Below are 17,252 nucleotides of genomic sequence, written 5' to 3'. Positions count from 1 at the left end.
ATGACACAAAATTATAGATTAGATAATGTTGGATTAATAAATAGAGATAAAAAAATCTCATTTAAGTTTAATGGAGTAACTTACTTTGGTTACGAGGGAGATACCTTAGCTTCAGCGTTGCTTGCTAATGGAGTTCATTTAATAGGTAGAAGCTTTAAATATCATAGACCTAGAGGGTTTTTTGGTGCAGGAGTGGATGAACCATACGCAATTGTTCAACTATATAGAAATAATGAAACTGAACCAAATGTAAAAGCTACAGAACAAGAGCTCTTTGAAGGCTTGGAAGCAACAAGCGTTAATTGTTGGCCGAGTGTTAATTTTGATATTGGTGCTATCAACAATTTGTTAAAAATATTTCTTCCAGCAGGATTTTATTACAAAACGTTTATGTGGCCAAAAAGTTTTTGGTACAAAGTTTATGAGCCATTTATAAGAAAAGCAGCAGGACTTGGGGTTGCATCAATTGAACATGACAAGGAAAGATACGAACATAAATATGAGTATTGTGATTTGTTAATTGCAGGTTCAGGACCCTCTGGTTTAGCAAGCGCATATGCTGCTGCTAAAAATGGAGCAAGAGTAATTTTAGCAGAAGACAAGCCTAGATTTGGTGGAACTTTATTAACTAGCGAGGTTAATATTGGAAATCAAACAGGAAAAGAATGGGCAGAAAATATTATTTCTGAACTTAAAGAAATGCCTAATGTTATTGTTAAAAATAGATCTCAGGTATTTGGTTACTATGATCACAATATGTTAGTGATGTCAGAAAAATTAAGTGATCACTTACCTAAAACTAAAAAATATAATCCAAAACAAAGACTTTGGTATATTAGAGCAAAAGAAGTTTTAATTTCATCAGGATCAATTGAAAGACCTTTAGTATTTGGAAATAATGATACACCAGGTGTGATGCTGTCTTCTGCAGCAAAAGAATATTTAAAAGTTTATGGAGTGTTAGTTGGTAAAAAACCTTTAATATTTACCAATAATGATAGCGGATATGAAACGGCTATAGAGTTTAAAAAAAATGGTGTTGATCCAATTATTTTAGATACAAGAAAAGAACCAAAGTCAGAAATTATAGATGAAGCAAAAAAACTAGATATTGAAATTAAATTTTCTTACGTAGTAGTTGCTGCTAAAGGGTATAAAAAAGTTAAATCAGCTGAAGTTGCAAAAATTTCAGATGATAAAAATGAACTAGGAACTTTAGAAAATATCAATTGTGATTGCATTTGCGTTTCAGGTTTTTGGACACCAACAATACATTTAGCTTCTCAATCAGGAAATAAAACTACTTTTAATAAGGATATAGATGCATTTGTACCTGGATTATCAAAACAAAATGAAACAACTTTAGGTGCTGCTAATGGAACTTTTACATTAGAAGAAACTTTAAAAAGTTCATTTGAAACTGGATATGAACTTTCAAAAAAAATTACTAATAATGATAACAAAACATCATCACCAACAGTTATGGAAAAAAAATCTACCACACATGATAAATTTTGGTGTGTGCCTTTGCCTAAAGGAAAAACATATAAAAGATTTTTAGATTTTCAAAACGATGTAGCTGTTTCAGATGTAGAAATTGCACTAAAAGAAGGGTATCGATCCATAGAACATGTAAAAAGATACACGACACTAGGAATGGCCACAGACCAAGGAAAAACAAGTAATCTCAACGGTTTGCAATTAGTTTCAAACATTGAAAATAAAATAGTGCCAGAAGTAGGTCATACAACTTTTAGACCTCCGTATACACCAGTTACTATTGGTGCAATTGTTGGAAGAGAAGTTGGAAAACATTCAAAACCAACAAGAAAATCACCAATGCACACTTGGCATGAAAAAAATAATGCTGTGTTTGTAGATGCAGGTGTTTGGTTGAGACCAAGATATTATAAAATTGGAGAAGAAACTTTATTTGAAGGTTCAAAAAGAGAAGCTAAAAACGTTAGAACAAATGTAGGTGTTTGTGACGTAACTACTTTAGGTAAAATTGACATTAAAGGACCTGATGCAGCAGAGCTACTAAATAGAGTTTACACTAATGCTTGGTTAAAACTGCCAGTTGGTAAAGCAAGGTATGGTGTAATGTTAAGAGAAGATGGAATTGTTATGGATGATGGAACAACAACAAGAATTTCTGAAAACCATTATCATATGACAACAACAACAGCACAAGCAGCGAATGTTTTATCTCATCTTGAATATTATCTACAACTTGTATGGCCAGAACTAAATGTAAATGTGGTTTCAACTACAGAGCAATGGGCAGGAGCTGCAATTGCTGGGCCAAAATCTAGAGACTTATTACAAAAATTATTTCCAAATATTGATGCTTCAAATGAAGGATTACCTTTTATGGGATATTTAGAAGCAGATTTATTTGGAGTTCACGCACGAATTTTTAGAATTTCATTTTCAGGAGAGCTTGCTTATGAAGTTAATGTCGAATCTGATAATGGAAACTTTATGTGGGAGAAGATAATGGAAGTAGGACAAGAATTTAAAATTCAACCTTATGGCACTGAAGCATTATCAACTCTAAGAATTGAAATGGGTCACATTGCAGGATCAGAACTTGATGGCAGAACCATTCCTTATGATAACTCTTTAGAAGGACTGGTTAGTAAAAAGAAAGATTTTATAGGGAAACGCTCATTAGAAAGAGAAGCATTTATAGCTGAAGATAGACAAAAAGTAGTAGGGGTTGTTCCAATTGATAAGAAAACAAGTATCCCGGAAGGGTCTCATTTAGTTAAAGATGCAATGGCTCCAACACCAAATCCTAAATTAGGATATATTTCAGCATCTTGTTGGAGTGTTGAATACGATAATCCATTTTCACTAGCAATTCTTAAGGATGGAAAAAATATGATAGGGAAAAAACTATTTGCAATGTCTCCTTTAAAAAATAAAACAATACCAGTTGAGATTGTTTCATCGCATTATGTTGATCCAAAAGGTGAAAGAGTAAGATCATGACTTCAATTTCTGCTTTAAAGAATATTCATATCAAAGGTTTATTTGGTGATCATGAAGGAAAAAATGATAAAGAGCTGTTAAAAATAAGCGAATTAAGCGACTATCTAATCATTCAAATTGTTAAGTATAATAGTTCAGCAATAACTATTGAAAATATTAAGTTAGATGATTTGAACTTAAAAAATGAAACTCAAAATATAAGCTGTAACACCAATACAAGAATTTTATGGAATGGACCAAATAACTGGCTTTTAGTTTCTTCAAAGAAAGAAATTTTAAAAGAAATTAATGAAAAATTACCAGAAACAGATTTCGCCATAACAAATATATCTCATAGCAGAGCGATAATTCAAATAGAGGGAAAAAATACAAAAGAGATATTAAAAAAAGGATGTCCTTTTAATTTTAATGAATTGAAAAAAGATACTTGTTTAAATTCAATTTATAACGGAATGTCAGTTACAATTGATATGCTAGATGACAATCCAGATAAAGTTAGAATATTTACATTAAGAAGTTTTGGAGAATCTTTTTATCATTCAATTACTGATGCTTGCTTAGAATTTGGTTATAAAGGAATTTAAAAATTTATTGCTTTCTTGTTGCAATATAAACACCAAAAGTTGCCACAGCAAAACCAACTAAATCTAGATTATTCAATTTTTCATTCAAAAATATCCAGGCCATTATTGCAGTAGTAGGGGGTATTAAAAAAAATATAGAAACAGTTTTACTTGCTGAGTTGTTCTTAATTAAAAACATTAAGATTGTGAAAGCTCCAAAAGATACAAGGAATATCTGATGACTCATTGCTATTAAGAATGTGGATGTAAAATTAATATAAGGTTCACTAAAAATTAAAATAATTATTATATGAAAAGAACAGCCACCTATTGCTTGATACATATTACTGACAGATAAAGGTAAATTATTACTTATTTTTTTTTGCCATAAAGTAGAAGTTGTGATCGCCAGAAGAGCCACAAAAGAAGCTATCACTCCAAAAATAGGAAGGCTTGATCCAATATCAAAACCTAAAACTAAAGCTGCACCAATAAATCCAAGGATCACTCCAATCCATTGTTTAAAAGTAACTTTTTCACCTAAAAATTTTCCTGCTAAAGCATTGGTTAAAATTGGCTGTAAGGTTACAATTAATGCAGCGATACCGGTAGGCATTCCGATTGAAACTGAATAAAAAACACCTCCCAAATACACACCATGAAAAAGTACTCCACTAAAAAGTGATTGTAGAAGGTTTCTTAAATTTGTTAAAATTTTTTGTTTTGTATAAATTGAATAAATATAGAAACCAAAAGCTACCACAAAAAATCTAAAGGCTAATGCAGCAAAAGGATCACTATTGTCTATTATTGGTTTTGTTGTCACAAAAGCTGAGGACCACAAAATGATAAAAATAAATGGAAAAATTTTAACCATACCGAAGTTATAGGTCATATTTTATATCAATATTAGAGATTAATATCCAAAATGAACACTTTCTCTCTTGAGTTGTACTTATAAATACTTAGGATTAGGTAGGAGTATAATGATTTTAAATAAAATAATTGCTGGATTATTTTTGTTATTTTTTCTTAATGGTTGTGTGCAAAGTGCAGCTTTATTAGGACCTGCTTATACATTAGCTAGCTCTGGTAATATCTATCAAGCTGGCCTTTCATATGGTTCTAATCAAGCAGTTAAAGAAATTACTGGTAAGTCTCCTACTGAAAATATTAAAAGCTTTGTAGAGGATAAAAAATTAAAAGTTGAAGAAGAAGAAAGCCAAGAAGAGTTTTTTGCTTTAGTCAAAAGTAGAATAGAAAAAACAAGTAAAATTATTCAATTAGCTAATCAGTAATACCTAATAATAGCTGCTCTGATTGCCCAGTTTCTTTACACCACAGTTCATAACTTTCACACATACGCCATAAAAATTGTTGTGCTCTATTTGATGCTTCGATGAGAGTATTGTTTTCAGTCTCGTAAAGTTTAGGAATTTTAATTAAATTTTTAATAGTCATATCTTTTTGAATTTCTAAAAGTTTAATGGTTTCATCTGGTATTTTATTTCCAGTATCTTTGTCTAGATACTCATTTTTTTTTAATTCACCAAACCATTCGTCATGTAATGCACCAGTGCTTAATTTTATAAACTCATTAGTTTCCATGAATTTATTAATAGCTTGTTTTACATCAAGCTCCGGATCTTTATTTTTTTCAATAGAAACGTAGGAGTAAATAATTTCAGCCATATATATAACATATGGTTTTTTGACTTTTATATTCATTATCTATTTTTTATATTTTGCCATACAGGAGTTGGCTAATATTAAATTAGGATCAAGGTACAATTTTGAAACTTTAGCATTTTGTAAAGATTTATATGCAAAAATTGCAATAGGTATCTCAGTGCAGCCAAGTATTATTTTTTTACATTTTTGTTTGATTAAATATTTAATTGCAGGCTTAATAGTTTTTTCTGCTAGTTTTATATTGCCCATTTTTACATGTTTGATTGTTTTGTTTACTGAACTTGTTTGTAAATTACTTAAAGGTTTAATCAATACATAATCCTTTTTAAAAATTTTATCATAAATCTCAGTTTTTAAAGTTCCCTCTGTTGCAAGAAGTCCAATTTTAGAATTTTTTTTACAACTTTTTTTTGTTTGTATAAAAACTTCTTTAGGCATGTTAATGATCGGTATCTTGATTTTTTTCTTTAAATCTTCATACCAATAGTGTGCAGTGTTACAGGGTATAACAATAAATTTGCACCCACTTTTTTCTAATGATTTACATCCATCTAACAAACTTTTTAAAACTCTATTATATTTTTTTGTATTTTTTGAGTTTCTTGGAATTGTAGATAATGATTTAGTTTGAACACCAATAGATTCTGGTCTTCCAGGAATATTTGATTTGTTATAAAGCAAGAATAAAGGGTATTCTTGATCACTTTTTCCTCTATTTAACATTGCGAGTTTATTGCAAAAATCAAGTCCCGCTTGAGTTCCCATTCCGCCTAAAATTCCAATCATAAATATATATTTTCTATTAAATTTATTTAATAATTCCTTAAAGAGGTTTGTTGATACCTCTCATAAAAACTAAAATTAAGCAACCATCTTTAGTAAAGGATGAGTGTGTAGAGCCTGGTTCAAAAGTAACAAAATCACCTTTTTTAAAAACTTTATTATCTGGATCAGTTAATTCACCTTCTAACATCAAAAATTCCTCAAAGCCTGTATGCACATGGGGCAAACTTTTAGCATTTGGTTCCATCTTTAAAAGATAAGTTCCATTACCACCATTTTCTTTATTATAGCTAATTTTATGCCAACTCATTCCAGGCACAACAACCCCATAATTATCAAATGGAGTGAATTCAACATCATAAAGGTCAGTTATTTTTCTATTTGTCATACTTGTTAGTTACTTATTATTAAATTGTTATATTCGATGATTATTAATAAAATATAAATATGCAAGATATATTTATTGAAGATATGGGAAGTGGCACTCCACTAGTGTTAGTGCATGGTTTTTTAGGATCATCTGAGATGTGGACTTTGCAAACTGACTTTTTTAAAAAGAATTTTAGAGTTTTGGCACCAGCATTACCCGGTTTTGGAAAAAGTAATAAAGTTAACTCATATAATTCAATTGAAGGTATGGCTAAATCTATATTGACAAGTTTAGAAAAAAAGAAAATAGAACGTTTTTATTTATTAGGTCACTCAATGGGTGGCATGATTGTGCAAGAAATGGCAAAGTTAGCAGGTGAAAAAATATTAAAGTTAATTTGTTATGGCACAGGACCAAGAGGAAATATACCTGGCAGGTTTGAAACCATAGATGCTTCCAGAGACAAACTAAAAACTAATGGACTGGATAATACAGCTTATAGAATTGCAAAAACATGGTTCATTGAAGAGGATAAATCTAAATATTTTTATTTATGTGAAGAAGCGGGTAAACAAACTTCTTTAGAGGCTGCGGACAATGCTCTTGTTGCTATGAAAAATTGGAGTGGTATTGAAAATTTAAAAAATATTAAGAACGAAACTTTGATAATTTGGGGAGATCAAGACAAAGCCTATAACTTCAACCAAGTAGAAACTTTAAAAGAAAATATTATAAATAGTGATCTTAGAATAGTTAATGGCTGCTCTCACAATGTTCATTTAGAGAAGCCAGATGAATTTAATACAATAGTGAGTGAATTTCTTAAAAAAAACTGATTGGTATTGGCTGAAATATTTAGCTAAATAATTAAAAAATTAATTTAATTAAAAAATCGCAGCCAATAGAAAGTGTGAATATTATGCAGTTTTTAAATTTACCGCTGAAGGACCTTTTGGACCATCTTCAACTTCAAAAGTCAAAGCTTGACCTTCATCTAAACCGTTCATACCAGCATCTCTAACAGCTGAAACGTGAACGAATACATCTTTTTCTTTATCTTCTCTTTCAATAAAACCAAAACCTTTAGTTGGATTGAACCATTTTACTTTTCCTTGTAGACTCATATTTATCTTCTTACTTTTTATTGTGTTACTTTTATTACTTATAATTAAGTAATTCACGCTTTGTTTAGATTTATTGAGGTTTTGTCAACTAAATTTAAAAGAATAAATAATTAAAGACTTATTTGTTGCTTATTAGCATGGTCATATAAATAGAGTTGATATCTTTTTTATAATGAGAGAAGGGCTCGCAGGGCTCAAAACCACACTTACTAAATAGTTTTCTGGCATTTAAAAAGAACTCACCAGCACCTGTTTCTAAACTTAATCTTTTAATATTAAGTTTTTTTGCCTCATTAATTAGATGATTTATGACTTTTGTACCATTTCCTTTACCTCTAAAGTTGTCACTAACCCTTATAGATTTGAATTCACCATGTTCATTATCTAGGAATTTTAATGCGCCACTTCCCATTAGGTTATTTTCTTCCCACAGGCTCCAAAATTTAATAGTTGGATCTTTTAATCCAGCTATATCAAGTACGTGAGCACTACCTTCAGGTGACACAGATCTTAACTCAATGAAATGCTTTATAAGTAGCTCATGAACTTCTGGATTATCAAAATTTCCTTCGATTGATTTTAGCATATGAGTAATATCTACTTAAGAAGAGTTGTTAGGTGCCCCATTTTTCTTTTTGGTTTAATTTCTTTTTTAAGATAATCAAAGAAAAATTCATTTTCATTGTGTTCTTTATTTCTGTAATTAGTAATTTGATCTCCAATTATATTTGTCATCATTGCATTGGATATTTTTTTAAGAGGTATTTGCTCTAGTTTACAAACTGCTCTTACATGATTTTCAAATTGACTTACATTATACGCATTAATTGTTAGATGCCCTGAGTTATGAACTCTTGGTGCAATTTCATTTACATAAAGGTTATCATTCCTGTCAATGAAAAACTCAACACACAAAGTTCCAACATATTTTAATTCTTCTGCAATTGTTGTAGCCCATAGTTTTGATTGTTCTAATATTTTATCACTAATCTCTGCTGGAATTTTAGAATTTCTTAAGATTTGATCTTCATGTTCATTTTCAATGGGTTCATAAATTTCATATTTTTGAATACCAAACCTAGTAATGATTATTGAAATTTCTTTTTTTAATTTTACTAATTTTTCTAAAATATAACCTTTTGAATAATCAACATCAATTGAGTCTAAATTTTCTAAACTGTTAATAGGGTGTTGACCTTTGCCATCATATCCTAATGTAGTAGTTTTGAGTATACCAGGTAATAAATCTTCAACAGAATCTATTTCAGATTTTTTTTCAATAGATACATATCTTGTAGTTCTTATATTTAGATTATTGATAAAATCTTTTTCTGCTAATCTATGCTGAATTATTCTATTTACAGAAGGTTTTGGTAAAACAGGTTTTATTTTATTAATTTCATTTAATGTTTCATAGGGAATATTTTCAAATTCATAAGTTACAACATCAACTTTACTCAAAAACTCATTAATCTTGTTTTTATCATTATATTCACCTTGTACAAAATCATTAGAAAAATTTTGGGCAGGAGCATCAATATCATTGCAAAAAATAACTGTTTTAATTTCAAGTTTATTTGCAGCAATAGCAAGCATACTACCTAACTGACCTCCCCCTATAATTCCAAGAATTGGTTTAGACATATTTTACAACTATTTGGGTTTTTTTTTAACAGATTTGCTTTGATTTAAACGAAACTGATTTAATTTTCTCTTAACAGTTAAATCACTAAGACCAATAATAGATGCAGCTAATAAGGCAGCATTAATTGCACCATCTTCTCCAATTGCTAATGTTCCAACAGGTATTCCTTTTGGCATTTGTGCAATGGATAGAAGACTATCAAGACCTTTCAGCTTTTTACTTTCAATTGGAACACCTAGTACCGGTAGAGAAGTAAGGGCTGAAATCATTCCTGGTAAATGTGCAGATCCACCAGCTCCAGCAATAATTACTGCAATACCATTTTTTTCAGCATTAATAGCAAATTCATACATTCTTTTAGGGGTTCTATGAGCTGATATTATTTTTGTTTCAAATTTTATGTTTAATTTTTTAAGAATATTTTGACAAAATGTCATGGTTTTGTAGTCAGATTGACTACCCATAACAATTGATACTTTGTTTAATTTATTTTTAGCCATTTGTTGTAATTTTATTCTAACGTAAATTGTTATTTCAAATTAAGCCTAAAATTTCAATAAAATTAATAGAATTTATCTATCTTATTGGTATTCTTTAAAACAAAGAAGATCACAATGAATTTTAAAATTGATAATTTACAATATTGTAACTGGTCTAGAGAAATTTTTCAGATCAATAAACAAGCAGGACTGGATGCAATCCATGTAACTATTGTTTACCACGAAGATTTTGATGAGCTAAAAACGGTATTAAAAAATTGGGAAAATCACTTTTCAGAAAATTCCGACTTAATTTTTCACGGTAAAAGTTTTAAAGATATTGAAAAAGCTAAATCTGAAAATAAAACTGCAGTTTTTTTTGGTTTTCAAAATTGTTCACCTATAGAAGATGATATTGGATTGGTTGAAAAAGTTTATGATTTAGGATGTAGGTTTATGCAGCTTACTTATAATAATCAGTCCTTACTAGCGACGGGATGTTATGAAGCAATAGATAGTGGGGTTACTAATTTTGGTAAAGAGGTAATTAAAGAGATGAATAGATTAGGTCTTGTAATAGACATGTCTCATTCAGCAGAAAAAAGTACAATTGATGCAATTGAGATAAGTGAAAAACCAATTGCAATAACTCATGCAAATCCATCATTTTGGCACCCAGCTAAGAGAAACAAATCAAACGAACTATTAAAAATTTTATCCAAACACAAAGGAATGTTGGGTCTATCTTTATATCCTCACCATTTAAAAGATGGAACAGATTGTTCTTTGGAAAGCTTTTGTGAAATGACAGCTAAGACTGCTGAGATTATGGGAGTTGAAAAAATTGGAATAGGTTCAGATCTTTGTTTAAACCAACCAGATACTATTGTTGAGTGGATGAGAAATGGTACTTGGACTAAAAGCAAAAATTATGGAGAAGGGTCTAAAAACAAACCTGGTTTTCCAAAACAACCTGATTGGTTTAAAGATGCAAGAGGATTTGAAAACTTAGAGATAGGACTTAAAAAAGTTGGTTTTTCAGAAAGTGAAGTAAATGGAATTCTTGGAAACAACTGGTACAATTTTTACAAAGAAATGAATCAATGAATATTTCTTTAAGAGATCCCAATGTAGTAATGAAGCTATCAAGACTTGGGTCTTTTCATCAATCTAAACTTTCATTTTTAAGAAGTTTTTTAAAAGAGTTTAAGGATTGGGATTACAAAAGAGATTTATTTGAATTAAACGAACATGGTTATGGTACTGCAGTTTATTCATTTAAGAAAAAAAATAGAGTGTATTCATTAATTTGTTTTGCAAATGAATTAGATGATAATGAAAGATCAGATAGAGTTATAGCTACCAAATGGGATGCAGCCTTCACACTTTTTGATGGTGTTCCAAAAAAACAAGATATTGAAAGATTAAAAAACGAAGTACCAAAACAAGAATTTGGCAGACTTTCTTATAAAGAATTAACTCTTTCAAGAGCTAATAAATCAGTAAGAGTTTTCAATCATGTGGTTGAATGTTTAAGCGAAGGTAAGCAGCCTGATAATGATTTGTTAACTAGTGTTGGTTATTTATATAGAACCACAGCAGTTTATGGGTCAGGTAAATTTGGCTTAGCAGACAGATTTAGAATTAAAGACCGAGAAGAAATATATGGTCCATTTAGATTGGAAATGATGTTGGTTTATCTGGTAAGACAATTTACTTTTGATCAAGTTAATCACGTTGCAAAAAGTAAGAATCCAAAAAAAGCTGTAAATCTTGATATAAATATTTGTAAAGGTTTAGGAATAGGAAATTCTACAGGTCTTGGAATGGCTCCATTTATTGTTAATCATCCAACTCTTTTAAATAACTGGATTTCAGCAAGAGAAATTTCTTTAAAAAAAATAAGAGAGATAAAAACAATATCAGAGAAAGATAAAAACTTATTTTTAGAATGTTTAAAAAAATCAATAAAGAATATCACTTCTTGGAATACTGAAAGTAAATATCAAATAAATAAGATTAAATCTTTATTGAAAGATCTTAATGAATTTATTGTCTATCTAGATAATGAATTTGATTTTGAGCAAGATTATGCCTTTAACGAATTATATCTGTATTTAGAAAAAAAATATTGTGAAGAATGCATTGAATATGTCGTCTCAATGATGATGGAACCTTATGATGATATAACGTCCCCGTTAATTAAAGAAATGAGCTCTGAAGAAGAAAAATATTTCAATATTCCAACTGAGCGAACGGTAGAAGACTTAAAGCTAATTTTAGAAAAAAAATATCCAGATATCTTAACAATAGATTTTACCAAAGATGAAAATAATTTAAATTTTTGGTTTATCTCAAAAAATAAAGAGGAACCAAGACTAGCAAATAGATTTGATGAAGTGGGTGCTGAGTTAGAGCAACCCTTAGCAATTGCAAGAGATATTAAAAAACTTTATGAATCGTTAACGGTTGCTAAAAATAGTTGGACTATTGCTAAATTTTTATCAACCAATAATGAGTTAAGACACGTTGTAAGAAGAGCATTTATAGTAGAGAAATTTCCTTATTCTGAAATACAAGACAATACTATTGGCCAAGAAATAATGCCTATTGATATGTTGAGACTAAAATTATCTTTTTTTGGAGCATTAAAATTTGATCCACGTTCTGATAAGTGGCTAAGAATATGTATGTTTCAAGGAGCACCCCTACCAGAGCAATTAAAAAACTATGATGAACATTGGGTTTATAATTAATCATCATGAGATCATTAAGCGAAATAGATACAGTTTCTAAAAGATCAAGTAGAGCTGCAGGATATTCATGGGGGATTGCAGAAGAGATTGGAAAAAATATAAGACTACTCGAAATTTTTAGTTTGCCTGGAATTAAAAACTTAAATAGTTTTTTTAAGAAAAAAAAAATAAGGTTAGAGAATATCAGCATCATAAAGCAAGACAATGAGGCTGGTAAAAATGAATATTGCCCAATAATCGCAGGGGTAAATTTTTTAGATCAGATTAAAACTCTAGAAACTTTAAATGAGATAACGTTTAAAAAAGTCTCATATCCATTACTTTTCCTACCATTTGTAAGTAGAGCAGCTGAGGTAATCGGTAAAAGAATATTTTTAAAAATGGATGACAGGGAGTTTTTATTAAACTTTAATAATAATATTTATTCTAATTACACTAAAAACGAAATTATTGAATCTGCTGAAAATATTTATTTAAAAGTTTTAGAAAACAGAGACTCGTTTGAAGAAAAAGAATGGAATGAGCTTTATAAGCTTTCAGAAGAAACGTTTGTTGAAGAAAATGAAAGCTTAAAACAAGGTGGAGCAGGAGCTGGCCTTACTGATAATGACTAAAGATTTTGATGATCAAGATAATAATGATGAAGAAGTTCTTCAATTAGATAATTTTTGTGAAGAGTGTAAAAAAGAAGACCCGAGTGTTTCTCAAAATTTAATTTTAACAGGATTTAAAACCTGTAATTCTTGTAAGCTTTCAAAAACTATATTTCCAATTTAACTGATATTGCTTATAGGCAAAGCATTCATTTTGCTCATTACAAAAGATATTGAAAGAAAAGCAATTATTAAAAAAGCTAAAAAGACTATTCCAAATGATTTAAAATTAGACTTTAGATTTAAAACTTGTTTTGTTGAAATGATTAATCCAGCAAATATCCAGAACTGAGTTAAAAATATAATTGGGATCATTAAATCTGGTGTTACAGCAAAAAATCTTAAAAGCCCTGGTGCATGAGCAAACCCAACAGCTGTTAAAACTTTTTTAAATGAAACTTTAGTATCTTTATCTGGAAATAATTTTACACCGATCACATAAATAAATAGTCCCCATACAAACCAAGTAAGAATGGCAGTTAAACCAGACATTGCAACAGCAGTTTTAATAACAGTGTTTGCTGCAACAGCTCCTGCTAACCCGTCTAGTATCATGATAAGGCCCGCAAAATATATTGCAGCTTCACCAAAGTTCTTATTATCTTTGTAAAGAGATTTATCTAATTTAATAGACCGAACAACTATATTTAAAAATTGACCAAACATTATTTATTTTTTTTACTATTTTTCTGAGCTTTGTAAGAAACAAATAGTGGAAAGAGTATTAAAGCAATTATTATTATTATGCAAATTACGATTAGGAATGATTTTGTCATTATTAGTGGGGGAGAATTAAACTCCCCCAAATAATTAATTTAACCTTTAACGACTTCTCTTGTGTTTGCGTTAAACGATTCTGTAAATGGAATATCCACTACCACAGCATCAACAGGCGTTCCTGGTGTGTCAGAATATTTAGCAGGTAAGTGAACTTTGTACTTAGTTCCAACTTTACCTTTTGGGAAACCATTAGCATTTAATGTTCCATCAAATGGCACATATCCCATTGCTATATTTTGACCTTTTTCAGGGTGATACCAAGGTGATGTGATAAATCCTACAGGATCTCCACCACTCTCAGGTGACACTAACCAAAAGTCAGGAGCATATTCTTCAATTGGTTTTCCGCCCAACTCAAGACCTACTAACTGAAGTTTGTAAGGTTTTTGACCAGCCTTAAGATCTGCACCCATTTTCTCTAATGCAGCTTTTCCAACATAGTCAGCTTTTTTATTCCACTCGCCTTTACCTGATAGTGATACTTGGTAACCAAGGTTACACTGGAAAGGATTGTGTTGATGATCCATATCTTGTCCCCAAGAAAGAATTCCAGCTTGAATTCTTCTGTGGTGAGCAGGGGCTATAACCATTAGGCTATGTTTTTTTCCAGCTTCAAGAACAGCATTCCACATATCATCAGCGTATTTAGTTGCCTCTCTTAAGTAGATTTCATATCCAGCTTCACCTGAGAAACCAGATTGTGAAATAACACAACTTCTGCCACCAACTTTTGCTTCAGCTAAACCATAGAAAGGCATGTTATCTAGATCCACTTGATCTCCAATAAGATCCTTCATTAAAGCTTTTGATTTAGGTCCTTGAATTTGCACTGGGCAAACATCAATTTCTTCAATTGTACAATCAAATCTTCCATCAGCGTTAACACCTTGAAGATACATTCCAATATCAGAGTCTGATAGTGAGAACCAAAATTCATCTTTTGAAATTCTAAGAAGAATAGGATCATTTAAAACACCACCATAAGCATTACATAAAATTACATATCTTGCTCTCATGGGTGAGATTTTAGTTGCATCTCTAGTTATAACGTAGTCAGTAAACTTTTCTGCATCCGGACCTTTAACTCTAATTTGTCTTTCAACAGCAACGTTCCACATTGTAACGTGATTTTTAATTGCTTCATACTCAACCATCGCTCCACCATCTTCAGGTTTTACATAACCTCTTGGGTGATAAATACGATTGTAAACAGTTGCTCTCCAACAACCAGCTTCCATTGATAGATGCCAGTATGGGGATTTTCTTACTCTTGTTGAAATTAACATTTCAACTTTTGTAGGTCCACTCTGTCTTAAGTTGTATGGTACTTCACGATCTGATTGATCAACTGAAGTCACATGATTTAGTTTAGTATAGTCAAATTCATTAGACATAACCGTTCTCCTTCAACCACTTGTTAGTTTCCTTCAAGCCGCCGAATGTATAAATGTGGAAGTTACCAGTAAACTCTTTCACTTTCCCAATTAATTCATTAGGGTCTTTAGGTTTCAATAAATCTAATGCCTTACTAAAATTAGACTTAAGAAAATTTATAGAATTTTTCGCCCCGACAATATTAGCAAATTTAATTAAGCTAGTTATTTTCATTGGCCCAGTAATTCCTACATGCACTGGTACTGACTGCTTAGAAATGAAATCTACGATAGGTTGACTTTCTAATAACCACTGGGTCACTATATAGTCGGCGTAAGGTTTTTTATCTATCATAGCTTTTTCTAATTCTTTATCAGAAATATCCTGACTTCCCTCTGGATGTCCTGCTATTCCTATTTTAATTCCATCAAAAAATCCTGTTTCTAAAATTTGAATTGAACTATCAAATTTTCCAACTGGCTCTCTACTTCCTCCAATAACTAAAGCTTGTTTAGCACCCACATCTTTACATCTTACAATGTAATCTTTAAGCTGAGCATCATCCGTAATTGATCGTGCTGGAAAATGTGGAACTGGATTAAATCCTTTTTTAACTAACGCCGCTGTTTGGTTAGCTGTCTCTTTATAGTCTCCTCCTGGAAGCATAGTTACATAAACATCCTTAACGGGAGGCAGTGTATTAAGATCTGTTTGAGGTCCAACCTCAAGTGAAAAATTCATTTTTCCTGATGATTATCTTTTTTGTATATGCTGTCAAAGAAATTCATCTTGTGGATAAAATATTTGTTGCCAAAAATTGTGCTGGTGATAATTTTTTTTAATGTCTGAAAATCTTAAAAATCTTCAACTTTCAAAAATCTTGGACTTGGAAAAAATTAGAGTGGTTGGGAACCCCATCGAGAAAGCCCATGGCCTACCAAACGAGTGCTACACTAGCTCTGATTATCTAAGCATTGAAAGAGAGAGGATTTTCAAGGATAAATGGACGGTGATTGGCGTTGGAAGTTCTGTGCCAAATGTAGGAGATGCTCAACCTTATAATTTACTAGGCATCCCTCTTATTATTTTAAGAGATAAAGAGAAAAAAATAAGGGTATTTCACAATGTCTGTAGCCATAGAGGCTTCAAGCTTTTAGATGAGGCTTGTGCTTTGAAAAATGTCTTAAGATGTCCATACCACTCCTGGTCCTACGATTTTGATGGAAAGTTGGTTGCGACACCTCACATAGGAGGCCTAAATGTTCATGAGACAGAAAAATTCAATAAATCATCGAGCAATTTAAAAGAGGTTAAAACCAGAATTTGGATGGATATAATATTTATCAATATAAATAGTAATGAATTAGAGTTTGATGAATATATCAAGCCTCTCGAAGAAAGATGGTCAAAATTTATATCTAAGGAAGATCAAAAATTACTTAAGCACTCAAAAGATCATGGATACTTCAGTCTTGATGTTAAGTGTAATTGGAAGTTTGCAATAGAGAATTACTGTGAAAGTTATCACTTGCCTTGGATACATCCTGAATTAAATAAAGTTTCAAATATTAGTGATCATTACCATATTCAAGGTTTACCAAATAGATTTGCTGGCCAAGGAACAAATAAATATGATCAACCTGTTAAAGGAAATCAAAGTTTCAATAATTTTCCAAATTGGCCTAAAGACTTATTCAAAAAGGCTGAGTATATCGCTTTATTTCCAAATGTAATGATTGGGCTTCATGTAGACCATTTTTATGTTTTTTGGTTAGAACCTAAGTCTATTAGTGAAACTAAAGAGCACTTAATGATGTATTATGTTGGTGATGATAGTGCAAATGGTTCTGAGTTTACTGAGATGAGAAAAAAAAATGCAGAATTTTGGAAAGAAGTAATGATTGAGGACATAAAAGCTATTGAGGGTATGCAAGAAGGTAGAAATTCACCCGTATATAATGGTGGGAATTTTTCACCCGTAATGGATAACCCTACACATGAATTTCATAAATGGGTTGCAACAAACTTAGTTTAAA

The 17,252-nt window shown here is 30.7% G+C and carries 20 protein-coding genes; 9 read left to right on the top strand and 11 right to left on the bottom strand.

Annotated elements, in window-relative coordinates:
• Together AC5SL9_RS04535 and AC5SL9_RS04530 are read left to right on the top strand one after the other, a co-directional pair.
• Positions 1-2,997, top strand: a complete 2,997-nt coding sequence (locus AC5SL9_RS04535) for a sarcosine oxidase subunit alpha family protein (RefSeq protein WP_006998000.1) — start codon at positions 1-3, stop codon at positions 2,995-2,997.
• On the top strand, positions 2,994-3,581 hold the full coding sequence (locus AC5SL9_RS04530; RefSeq protein WP_006998001.1) for a sarcosine oxidase subunit gamma family protein: 588 nt from the start codon (positions 2,994-2,996) through the stop codon (positions 3,579-3,581). The genes AC5SL9_RS04535 and AC5SL9_RS04530 overlap by 4 nt, the downstream gene beginning before the upstream one ends.
• 4 nt (positions 3,582-3,585) lie before the next feature.
• Here the strand turns inward: AC5SL9_RS04530 and AC5SL9_RS04525 are convergent, their stop codons facing one another.
• On the bottom strand, positions 3,586-4,437 hold the full coding sequence (locus AC5SL9_RS04525; RefSeq protein ID WP_006998002.1) for a DMT family transporter: 852 nt from the start codon (positions 4,435-4,437) through the stop codon (positions 3,586-3,588).
• Between the two features lie 109 nt (positions 4,438-4,546).
• Between AC5SL9_RS04525 and AC5SL9_RS04520 the strand changes: the two genes are divergently transcribed.
• The gene (locus AC5SL9_RS04520) at positions 4,547-4,858 is read left to right on the top strand and encodes a hypothetical protein (protein WP_006998003.1); all 312 of its coding nucleotides are present in this window, start codon (positions 4,547-4,549) and stop codon (positions 4,856-4,858) included.
• Here AC5SL9_RS04520 and AC5SL9_RS04515 read toward each other — a convergent pair.
• The 3 genes from AC5SL9_RS04515 to AC5SL9_RS04505 are packed head-to-tail and all read right to left on the bottom strand — an operon-like array spanning position 4,848 to position 6,423.
• A complete protein-coding gene (locus AC5SL9_RS04515; RefSeq protein WP_006998004.1) occupies positions 4,848-5,288 on the bottom strand; it encodes a hypothetical protein in 441 nt (146 codons plus the stop codon). The two genes, AC5SL9_RS04520 and AC5SL9_RS04515, sit on opposite strands and share 11 nt — an antisense overlap.
• A gap of 3 nt (positions 5,289-5,291) precedes the next feature.
• Positions 5,292-6,038: an aspartate/glutamate racemase family protein gene (locus tag AC5SL9_RS04510; RefSeq protein ID WP_494573879.1), complete on the bottom strand. Its 747-nt coding sequence runs from the start codon at positions 6,036-6,038 to the stop codon at positions 5,292-5,294.
• A 37-nt stretch (positions 6,039-6,075) separates the two neighbouring features.
• Positions 6,076-6,423 (bottom strand): cupin domain-containing protein, encoded by a 348-nt coding sequence (locus AC5SL9_RS04505; RefSeq protein WP_006998006.1) that lies wholly within the window; start codon positions 6,421-6,423, stop codon positions 6,076-6,078.
• 59 nt (positions 6,424-6,482) lie between these two features.
• Between AC5SL9_RS04505 and AC5SL9_RS04500 the strand changes: the two genes are divergently transcribed.
• On the top strand, positions 6,483-7,241 hold the full coding sequence (locus AC5SL9_RS04500; RefSeq protein ID WP_006998007.1) for an alpha/beta fold hydrolase: 759 nt from the start codon (positions 6,483-6,485) through the stop codon (positions 7,239-7,241).
• A gap of 81 nt (positions 7,242-7,322) precedes the next feature.
• Here AC5SL9_RS04500 and AC5SL9_RS04495 read toward each other — a convergent pair whose 3' ends face one another.
• From AC5SL9_RS04495 to purE, 4 genes are all read right to left on the bottom strand, one after another.
• On the bottom strand, positions 7,323-7,529 hold the full coding sequence (locus AC5SL9_RS04495; RefSeq protein ID WP_006998008.1) for a cold-shock protein: 207 nt from the start codon (positions 7,527-7,529) through the stop codon (positions 7,323-7,325).
• Positions 7,530-7,647: 118 nt separating this feature from the next.
• The gene (locus AC5SL9_RS04490) at positions 7,648-8,115 is read right to left on the bottom strand and encodes a GNAT family N-acetyltransferase (protein WP_018414294.1); all 468 of its coding nucleotides are present in this window, start codon (positions 8,113-8,115) and stop codon (positions 7,648-7,650) included.
• Between the two features lie 11 nt (positions 8,116-8,126).
• The gene (locus tag AC5SL9_RS04485; RefSeq protein ID WP_006998010.1) at positions 8,127-9,173 is read right to left on the bottom strand and encodes a 5-(carboxyamino)imidazole ribonucleotide synthase; all 1,047 of its coding nucleotides are present in this window, start codon (positions 9,171-9,173) and stop codon (positions 8,127-8,129) included.
• A gap of 9 nt (positions 9,174-9,182) precedes the next feature.
• Positions 9,183-9,674, bottom strand: a complete 492-nt coding sequence (purE, locus tag AC5SL9_RS04480) for a 5-(carboxyamino)imidazole ribonucleotide mutase (protein ID WP_006998011.1) — start codon at positions 9,672-9,674, stop codon at positions 9,183-9,185.
• 114 nt (positions 9,675-9,788) lie between these two features.
• Here purE and AC5SL9_RS04475 point away from each other — a divergent pair, with 114 nt between their 5' ends.
• The 4 genes from AC5SL9_RS04475 to AC5SL9_RS04460 are packed head-to-tail and all read left to right on the top strand — an operon-like array spanning position 9,789 to position 13,186.
• On the top strand, positions 9,789-10,760 hold the full coding sequence (locus AC5SL9_RS04475; protein ID WP_006998012.1) for a membrane dipeptidase: 972 nt from the start codon (positions 9,789-9,791) through the stop codon (positions 10,758-10,760).
• Positions 10,757-12,409: a hypothetical protein gene (locus AC5SL9_RS04470; protein WP_006998013.1), complete on the top strand. Its 1,653-nt coding sequence runs from the start codon at positions 10,757-10,759 to the stop codon at positions 12,407-12,409. The genes AC5SL9_RS04475 and AC5SL9_RS04470 overlap by 4 nt, the downstream gene beginning before the upstream one ends.
• A 5-nt stretch (positions 12,410-12,414) precedes the next feature.
• Entirely contained in the window at positions 12,415-13,023 is a 609-nt protein-coding gene (locus tag AC5SL9_RS04465) for a DUF3726 domain-containing protein (protein WP_494573878.1), read from the top strand.
• Complete coding sequence (locus tag AC5SL9_RS04460) at positions 13,016-13,186, top strand: hypothetical protein (RefSeq protein WP_006998015.1); 171 nt, start codon at positions 13,016-13,018, stop codon at positions 13,184-13,186. Before AC5SL9_RS04465 ends, AC5SL9_RS04460 begins: the two co-directional genes overlap by 8 nt.
• Here the strand turns inward: AC5SL9_RS04460 and AC5SL9_RS04455 are convergent.
• From AC5SL9_RS04455 to AC5SL9_RS04445, 3 genes are all read right to left on the bottom strand, one after another.
• On the bottom strand, positions 13,183-13,728 hold the full coding sequence (locus AC5SL9_RS04455) for a hypothetical protein (protein ID WP_006998016.1): 546 nt from the start codon (positions 13,726-13,728) through the stop codon (positions 13,183-13,185). The two genes, AC5SL9_RS04460 and AC5SL9_RS04455, sit on opposite strands and share 4 nt — an antisense overlap.
• 149 nt (positions 13,729-13,877) lie before the next feature.
• The gene (locus AC5SL9_RS04450) at positions 13,878-15,236 is read right to left on the bottom strand and encodes a glycine cleavage T C-terminal barrel domain-containing protein (protein WP_006998017.1); all 1,359 of its coding nucleotides are present in this window, start codon (positions 15,234-15,236) and stop codon (positions 13,878-13,880) included.
• The gene (locus AC5SL9_RS04445; RefSeq protein ID WP_006998018.1) at positions 15,229-15,957 is read right to left on the bottom strand and encodes a methylenetetrahydrofolate reductase; all 729 of its coding nucleotides are present in this window, start codon (positions 15,955-15,957) and stop codon (positions 15,229-15,231) included. The genes AC5SL9_RS04450 and AC5SL9_RS04445 overlap by 8 nt, the downstream gene beginning before the upstream one ends.
• A 100-nt stretch (positions 15,958-16,057) precedes the next feature.
• On the opposite strand from AC5SL9_RS04445, the gene AC5SL9_RS04440 reads away from it, so the two are divergent.
• Positions 16,058-17,251, top strand: a complete 1,194-nt coding sequence (locus tag AC5SL9_RS04440; RefSeq protein WP_018414292.1) for an aromatic ring-hydroxylating dioxygenase subunit alpha — start codon at positions 16,058-16,060, stop codon at positions 17,249-17,251.
• Position 17,252: the final 1 nt, after the last annotated feature.

This window comes from Candidatus Pelagibacter sp. PS_37, assembly GCF_059417825.1.
This window is presented reverse-complemented; position numbering and strand designations above follow the sequence as displayed.

Excerpts from the sequence above, each read along its gene's own strand:
- AC5SL9_RS04535 (WP_006998000.1), top strand. The coding sequence starts at position 1 with ATGACACAAAATTATAGATTAGATAATGTTGGATTAATAAATAGAGAT.
- AC5SL9_RS04530 (WP_006998001.1), top strand. The coding sequence starts at position 2,994 with ATGACTTCAATTTCTGCTTTAAAGAATATTCATATCAAAGGTTTATTT.
- AC5SL9_RS04525 (WP_006998002.1), bottom strand. The coding sequence starts at position 4,437 with ATGGTTAAAATTTTTCCATTTATTTTTATCATTTTGTGGTCCTCAGCT.
- AC5SL9_RS04520 (WP_006998003.1), top strand. The coding sequence starts at position 4,547 with ATGATTTTAAATAAAATAATTGCTGGATTATTTTTGTTATTTTTTCTT.
- AC5SL9_RS04515 (WP_006998004.1), bottom strand. The coding sequence starts at position 5,288 with ATGAATATAAAAGTCAAAAAACCATATGTTATATATATGGCTGAAATT.
- AC5SL9_RS04510 (WP_494573879.1), bottom strand. The coding sequence starts at position 6,038 with ATGATTGGAATTTTAGGCGGAATGGGAACTCAAGCGGGACTTGATTTT.
- AC5SL9_RS04505 (WP_006998006.1), bottom strand. The coding sequence starts at position 6,423 with ATGACAAATAGAAAAATAACTGACCTTTATGATGTTGAATTCACTCCA.
- AC5SL9_RS04500 (WP_006998007.1), top strand. The coding sequence starts at position 6,483 with ATGCAAGATATATTTATTGAAGATATGGGAAGTGGCACTCCACTAGTG.
- AC5SL9_RS04495 (WP_006998008.1), bottom strand. The coding sequence starts at position 7,529 with ATGAGTCTACAAGGAAAAGTAAAATGGTTCAATCCAACTAAAGGTTTT.
- AC5SL9_RS04490 (WP_018414294.1), bottom strand. The coding sequence starts at position 8,115 with ATGCTAAAATCAATCGAAGGAAATTTTGATAATCCAGAAGTTCATGAG.
- AC5SL9_RS04485 (WP_006998010.1), bottom strand. The coding sequence starts at position 9,173 with ATGTCTAAACCAATTCTTGGAATTATAGGGGGAGGTCAGTTAGGTAGT.
- purE (WP_006998011.1), bottom strand. The coding sequence starts at position 9,674 with ATGGCTAAAAATAAATTAAACAAAGTATCAATTGTTATGGGTAGTCAA.
- AC5SL9_RS04475 (WP_006998012.1), top strand. The coding sequence starts at position 9,789 with ATGAATTTTAAAATTGATAATTTACAATATTGTAACTGGTCTAGAGAA.
- AC5SL9_RS04470 (WP_006998013.1), top strand. The coding sequence starts at position 10,757 with ATGAATATTTCTTTAAGAGATCCCAATGTAGTAATGAAGCTATCAAGA.
- AC5SL9_RS04465 (WP_494573878.1), top strand. The coding sequence starts at position 12,415 with ATGAGATCATTAAGCGAAATAGATACAGTTTCTAAAAGATCAAGTAGA.
- AC5SL9_RS04460 (WP_006998015.1), top strand. The coding sequence starts at position 13,016 with ATGACTAAAGATTTTGATGATCAAGATAATAATGATGAAGAAGTTCTT.
- AC5SL9_RS04455 (WP_006998016.1), bottom strand. The coding sequence starts at position 13,728 with ATGTTTGGTCAATTTTTAAATATAGTTGTTCGGTCTATTAAATTAGAT.
- AC5SL9_RS04450 (WP_006998017.1), bottom strand. The coding sequence starts at position 15,236 with ATGTCTAATGAATTTGACTATACTAAACTAAATCATGTGACTTCAGTT.
- AC5SL9_RS04445 (WP_006998018.1), bottom strand. The coding sequence starts at position 15,957 with ATGAATTTTTCACTTGAGGTTGGACCTCAAACAGATCTTAATACACTG.
- AC5SL9_RS04440 (WP_018414292.1), top strand. The coding sequence starts at position 16,058 with ATGTCTGAAAATCTTAAAAATCTTCAACTTTCAAAAATCTTGGACTTG.